The organism is Aestuariivirga sp., assembly GCF_037139295.1.
In the GTDB taxonomy this organism is placed as follows: Bacteria; Pseudomonadota; Alphaproteobacteria; order Rhizobiales; family Aestuariivirgaceae; genus Aestuariivirga.
In genome coordinates this window covers 47796-53919 of sequence record NZ_JBAXGR010000017.1, presented here as the reverse complement: position 1 = coordinate 53919, position 6124 = coordinate 47796, and the positions used below count along the sequence as shown (strand labels likewise).

Below are 6124 nucleotides of genomic sequence, written 5' to 3'. Positions count from 1 at the left end.
GTTATAGGTGTGCGGCAGGTGGTCGACGCCCGCGAGCATCGCACCGAACCACTTGCGGTTGGCGACCATGCCGCCCACCGAGATGCCACCGAAGTTCACGCCGTGATAGCCGCGTTCGCGGCCGATCAGGCGGGTGCGGCTCGCCTCGCCATTGGCGCGGTGATAGGCCAGCGCGATCTTCAGCGCGGTGTCGGCGGCTTCCGAGCCCGAGTTGCAGAAGAAGGCATAGTTCAGGTCGCCCGGCGCCATGGTGGCAAGCCTGGAGGCGAGTTCGAACACCTTGGGGTGGCCGAACTGGAAGGTCGGCGCGAAGTCGAGCTCGGCGGCCGACTTCTGGATGGCTTCGACGATGGGCCCGCGGCAATGGCCGGCGTTGGAGCACCAGAGGCCAGCGGAACCGTCGAGGATCGGGCGGCCGGTCATGTCGTAGTAATGCATGTCCTTGGCACGGGCGATCATGCGCGGGCGCTTCTTGAAGGCGCGGTTGGGCGTGAAGCCCATCCAGAACGGTTCAAGATTGTTGGGCGAGGGCTCCCAGTTGGCGGCGCCTTCCAGGTTCACGGGCTTGTTCATCGGTCAAATCTCCTCCGAGCGATGGTCGGTGATAGCAGAAAGGCCAGTGCAAAGGGAATGCACCAGCTTTGCGCGTTGCTTGGGCCAGAGGGGCCCCTTCCTCTCCCGCATTGCGGGAGAGGAAGGGGCCCCAACGAAGTTGGAGGAGGTGAGGGAACCCGGGCTCCTGACCAGCGCCGGTGCCCGCATCCCCTCATCTCCCCGTTGCGTCCCGCAACGGGTCCCTTCTTCTCCTGCTAAAGACGCGGGAGAAGACCGCCAGCGGATGGCTGACAGGCCGTGAAACCCAATTGTCGAGAATACCCTCTTATACCCCAGGGAGCGCGCGCTGTCAAGGACTATTTATCTAATATAAGAAAAAACAGCATCAGGCCCCCGCAGCCACCATCCGGAAACCCGCCAGGACGGCCCTGTGCTGGCGGCGGAGGTGGCTGCGGAGTTGCGGGAGGCTCATCGCCTCGTCCTTCACGAACACGATGAAGTTCATGTTCGTATTGTTGAAAATCACTTCCCCCAGGCTCGCCGCATCCGCCGTGCGGTTCAGAAGTCCCAGGTGCTGCAGCTTTTCGAGGAGCTGGCAGGTCTGGCCCGCCAGCGCCACGTCGAGGTCGGCATAGGTCTCGCCGAAGGGGCTTTCCGGCTGGGTAGTCGAAATCGCCATGGCCTGCCGCCACATCTCCTTCGAGAGATAGTTCAGCGAGTGCTCCACATAGCCGCCGACGAGGGCATCCACGGCGGCCTCGGCGCTGCCGGGCGGGCTGGCGATCACCTCTTCGCCCAGGCGCAGAACCTCCTCCACCTCGAGCGAGACGATGGCCACCAGCAGGTCGCCCTTGTTGCGGTAGTAATTGTAGATGGTCCCGATCGCCACCTCGGCCGCCGTCGCGATCGCCTCCATTTTCACGTGCTCGTAGCCCTGCTCGCGGAACAGGCGCGTCGCCGCATCGATGATGCGGTCATGGCGGATGGCTTTTTGTCGCTCGCGGAGGCCGGACATTCACGCAGTCTGCCCGATATTTGGAATTGACTCAACTTTGTAATTGGTTCAATTTTTCAAGATACAGGGAGAAACGCCAAAATGACCAACCGTCTCACGCGCCGTCTCTTCGGCGCCTCCGTCGCTGTCTTGGCCCTCATGGGATCTTACGCCGCCGCCTCCGCCGCGGATCTGAACGCCCTTGTCTGGTGCGATCATTCCGACCCGAACCTGCTTAAGCCCTTCGAGGACGCCACCGGCATCAAGGTCAACGTCAAGGAGTTCGAGGGCACGGGTGCCGGCCTCGCCATCGTCGACCAGTCCCAGCCCGGCGACTGGGACGTGATGGTGATCGACACGGTGGACGTCCGCCGCGGCGTCGACCGCGGCCTGTTCGAGCCGCTGCCTGAGGACAAGCTCCCCATGGCCGACATTTTCCCCGAGGTGCTGATGGACAGCCATGCCGTGGTGGACGGCAAGCGTTACGGCATCACCGAGAAGTTCGGCTACAACACGATCGGCTTCAACAAGGCCAAGGTCGATGCCGCCGACATGGACACGCTCGGTGTACTGACGAATGACAAGTACAAGGGCCGGATCGCCATCTATGATTACTACCTGCCGGTGATGGGCCTCGCTGCCATGTCCATCGGCAAGAAAACCTCAGAGCTGACCGAAGCCGACCTTCCCGCCATCAAGGAGGTCCTGCAGAAGATGAAGGCCAATGCCAAGGCCGTGACCGACGTGGTCGCCAGCCAGACGGCGCTTGCCACCGGCGAAGCCGACATCCTGATCGGCGGCGGCGAATGGGTGACGGCCGGCATCGCCAAGGAGAATCCGGACCTCAACTTCTCGATCCCCAAGGAAGGTGCCGTCCTCTGGTCGCAGTCGCTTTCCATGTTCAAGGACTCGAAGAACAAGGACAACGCGCTGAAGTTCATCCAGTACGTGATGAGCCCCGAGGGCCAGGCGCGGCTTGCCACCTCGTCGTGCTACTGGGGCATGCCCGCCAGCAAGGCGGCCGCACTGAACGCCGACCAGAAGAAGATCCTGCGCTTCGACGAGCAGCCTGAGTTCCTGAAGCGCGCCCAGGAATATCCCGCACCTTCGGAAGACCTCGACAAGAAGATGCAGGACCTCTGGACCGCCATGATCCAGGGTCAGTGAGCGAAGCTTCGACATCACGCATCGGATGGGCCAGCGTCACACCAGCACTGCTGTGGACGCTGGTCTTCTTCGTTGTGCCCTTCGTGGCAATGGGGGTGATGAGCCTCCACCCCAAACCGGGTGACGGCGCAAGCCTTTCGGCCTACGCGCAGTTCTTTACCAACCCCAGCTACTGGCATGCGCTGATCAACTCGCTCGAGGTGACGCTCATCGTCACCGCCATCTCGGTGCTGCTCGCCTATCCCTTCGCCTGGATCCTCGCCTTCATCGTGCCGGAGCGCTGGCAGAGGCTGGCCCTGATGCTGGCCGTGCTGCCCTTCTGGACCTCCTACGTGGTGCGCTCCTATTCCTGGCTGCTCGTGCTGGCGGAAAAGGGCGTGGTCAATTCCACCCTCCTGAACCTGGGACTGCTCAGCGAACCGATCCAGATCGCCAACACGCGCACCGCCACGGTCATCGGCTTCGTCCACTTCTTCGTGATGCTCCTGACACTGACGATTTTCGCCAATCTGAAACAGCTCTCGCCCAACTACCGCAAGGCTGCGACCGACCTTGGCGCCTCCGGCCTCCAGACCTTCATCCACGTGATCCTGCCGCTGACGCTCCCCGGCATCATGGTCGGCGCCTTCCTCACCTTCGTGCTGGCGATCGGTGATTACATCACGCCGCAGATTTTGGGCGGCAACAACGAGCTGCTCATGCCACAGCTCATCATGATGCAGATCGGCCGGCGCGGCGACTTTGCCTCGGCCTCCGCCCTGTCGCTCATCCTGATGGCGGTCGTCACCGTCGCCTATCTTGCCTGCGCCCGCTGGCTCAAGATCGAGAGGGCATAGTGACCCGCGCCATCGCAGTCGCCTATGCGCTTCTCCTCTACGGCTTCATCTTCCTGCCCGTGGCCGTGCTGGTGCTGTTCTCCTTCCAGGGCACGCTGTTTCCCATTCCGCCCTTCAATGGGCCGAGCTTGCGCTGGTACACGGCGGTGCTGGGGGATGCACGGCTCACCGCTGGCCTCGGCAATTCGGTGGTCGTGGCGCTCATCAGTTCGGCGGTTGCCACGCTGCTGGGCTTCCTGTCCGCCTGGGGCTTCGCGCGCTTCCATTTGCCCGCATCCGCCTTCCTCCGCGGGCTGATCACCCTGCCGCTCACGGTGAGCTACCTCATCATCGGCATGGGGCTCCTGATCTTCTTCAACTGGATCGGCCTTCCGAAGTCGCTCCTGGCGGCGGGCATCGGCCACGTGGTGATCAACCTGCCGCTCTGCTTTGCCATCATCTACAGCCAGATGGGCGATCACCAGGCCAACATCGAGCGCGCCGCGCGCGACTTGGGCGCCGGCGAGATGAAGGTCCTGCTGCTCATCACTGCGCCCATGATGTGGCCCGCCCTCTTCGCCAGCTTCTTCCTCTCCATGACCTTCTCGTGGGACGAGTTCGTCATCTCCTTCCTGCTCACCCGTTTCGAGACCACGCTCCCCGTCGAGATCTGGAACCTGCTGCGCGCCGGCCTCAACCCCAAGACCAACGCCGTGGGGGCGATGGTGTTCGGCGTCTCCATCATCCTCGCGATCATCTTTGAACTCACAGCCTTCCGAAAGCGCCCGCAATGACGGCTCTCGTCTCGATCGACCACGTCTCCCACAGTTTCGGCCCGACGAAGGTGCTGGACGACGTATCGCTCCATCTCGCGCCTGACAGCTACACGGTGCTCCTGGGCCCGTCGGGCTCCGGCAAGACCACGCTGCTGTCAATCCTCGGTGGCTTCCTCAATCCCGAACAGGGCCGCGTGATGATCCGCGGGCAGGACTGCACGGCCATGGCGCCGGCGAAGCGCCCCACCGCCACGGTGTTCCAGGACTATGCCCTGTTCCCGCACATGACGATCGGCGGCAATGTCGGCTTCGGCCTGCGCATGAAGGGTGTGGCGAAGGCGGAGCGTGATGCCAAGGCCCGCGCCATGCTCGATGTCGTCGGCCTTGCCGCCGCCTTCGAGAGGAAGCCCCACCAGCTGTCCGGCGGCCAGCGCCAGCGCGTGGCACTCGCCCGCGCGCTGATCGTCGAACCCGCCGTGCTTCTGCTCGACGAACCCCTGGGTGCGCTCGACTTGAAACTCCGCCGCCAGATGCAGGATGAGCTGAAGGCCATCCAGAAGCGCGTCGGCACCGCCTTCATCCACGTGACGCATGACCAGGAAGAGGCCATGGCGCTGGCCGACCACGTGGTGGTGATGAACCACGGCCACATCGAGGATCAGGGCGCGCCCGAACGCGTCTATGCGCGGCCCGCCACGCGCTTCACCGCCACGTTCATGGGCGAGAGCACCATCGTCACCGGGCAGGTCGCGAACGGCATGATCGAAACCCCGCTCGGCCGCTTCCCCGCCCCGCCCGATGCGACCCAGGTGGCGATCCGCCCCGAGCACGTCTCGCTCGGCGGCCCGATCCACGGCGAGGTTTCGGACGTCGTCTATCAGGGCGCCTTCAGGCGGGTGACAGCGCGCGTGAACGGCATCGACCTGCTGGCCCGCCTCCCCGCCGAAACGATGCTCAGCACCGGCCAGCGCGTGTCGCTCGGCATTGACCCCGCCCATGCCATCGTGCTGAAGGCCTGAGCCATGGAGCTGCGCGTCGGACCCACCGAGTGGTATGAAACACTGCGCTTCGCCGATGGCGTGACGCTGATCCACGAACCGTGGATCAAGCCCTTCTTCCGCTGCAACATCTGGCACGTGCGAGGCCGCGACCGCGACCTGCTGTTCGATTCAGGCCTCGGCCACTTCAGCCTGCGTACGCACGTGCCGCTCGTCTCCGAGCGCGATATCACCTGTGTCGCGAGCCATACCCACTTCGACCACATCGGCTGCCATCATGAGTTCGGCCACTGCGCGGTGCATTCCGCCGAGGCCCAAATCCTCGCCGACCCGCAGAACGACCTGATCCTCGCGCATTATGCCACCGACGAGATGTTCATCGTCCAACCTGAAGGCTGGGACCAGGCGAAGTACCACGTGAAGCCCGCCCACGCGCAGCGCATTCTCGAACAGGGCGACATCATAGACCTCGGTGACCGCGCCTTCGAGGTCATCCACACGCCGGGCCACTCGCCCGGCGGCATCGGCCTGTTCGAGAAGAAAACCGGCACCTTCCTCTCCGGCGACATCATCTATGACGGCCCGTTGATCGACGACGCCTATCACTCCGACGTGCCGGTCTATGTCGAGACGCTTGAACGCCTGCGGGCGCTTCCCGTCGCCATCATCCACGGCGGTCACTTCCCCAGCTTTGGCTCGGTCCGCTACCGCCAGCTCATCGATGAGTATGTGGCCGGCCACCGGAAGCCGGGCTGTCACCTCGGGTGATGCGCCTCGCATCGCCCGCGCAATGTTACCTAATTATTTTCACCAAATCGA

The 6124-nt window shown here is 63.8% G+C and carries 7 protein-coding genes; 5 read left to right on the top strand and 2 right to left on the bottom strand.

The genetic code is table 11. From position 1 onward, the window contains the following. Both WCJ41_RS07255 and WCJ41_RS07250 read right to left on the bottom strand, forming a co-directional pair. On the bottom strand, positions 1–573 hold a 573-nt coding region (locus tag WCJ41_RS07255; RefSeq protein ID WP_336905175.1), incomplete at its 3' end, for an aminotransferase class III-fold pyridoxal phosphate-dependent enzyme. 367 nt (positions 574–940) lie between these two features. Then, the gene (locus tag WCJ41_RS07250; RefSeq protein ID WP_336905174.1) at positions 941–1570 is read right to left on the bottom strand and encodes a TetR/AcrR family transcriptional regulator; all 630 of its coding nucleotides are present in this window, start codon (positions 1568–1570) and stop codon (positions 941–943) included. 138 nt (positions 1571–1708) lie between these two features. Here WCJ41_RS07250 and WCJ41_RS07245 point away from each other — a divergent pair, with 138 nt between their 5' ends. Genes WCJ41_RS07245 through WCJ41_RS07225 form a run of 5 tightly spaced genes read left to right on the top strand, consistent with a single transcriptional unit; the run spans position 1709 to position 6073 of the window. Continuing rightward, a complete protein-coding gene (locus tag WCJ41_RS07245) occupies positions 1709–2716 on the top strand; it encodes a spermidine/putrescine ABC transporter substrate-binding protein (RefSeq protein ID WP_336905176.1) in 1008 nt (335 codons plus the stop codon). Next, on the top strand, positions 2713–3552 hold the full coding sequence (locus tag WCJ41_RS07240; protein ID WP_336905173.1) for an ABC transporter permease: 840 nt from the start codon (positions 2713–2715) through the stop codon (positions 3550–3552). Before WCJ41_RS07245 ends, WCJ41_RS07240 begins: the two co-directional genes overlap by 4 nt. Continuing rightward, a complete protein-coding gene (locus WCJ41_RS07235) occupies positions 3552–4325 on the top strand; it encodes an ABC transporter permease (protein WP_336905172.1) in 774 nt (257 codons plus the stop codon). Before WCJ41_RS07240 ends, WCJ41_RS07235 begins: the two co-directional genes overlap by 1 nt. Next, positions 4322–5326, top strand: a complete 1005-nt coding sequence (locus WCJ41_RS07230; protein WP_336905171.1) for an ABC transporter ATP-binding protein — start codon at positions 4322–4324, stop codon at positions 5324–5326. The genes WCJ41_RS07235 and WCJ41_RS07230 overlap by 4 nt, the downstream gene beginning before the upstream one ends. A 3-nt stretch (positions 5327–5329) precedes the next feature. Beyond that, positions 5330–6073 carry an MBL fold metallo-hydrolase gene (locus WCJ41_RS07225; RefSeq protein ID WP_336905170.1) on the top strand — a complete coding sequence of 248 codons (744 nt, stop codon included), beginning with the start codon at positions 5330–5332 and terminating at the stop codon, positions 6071–6073. Positions 6074–6124: the final 51 nt, after the last annotated feature.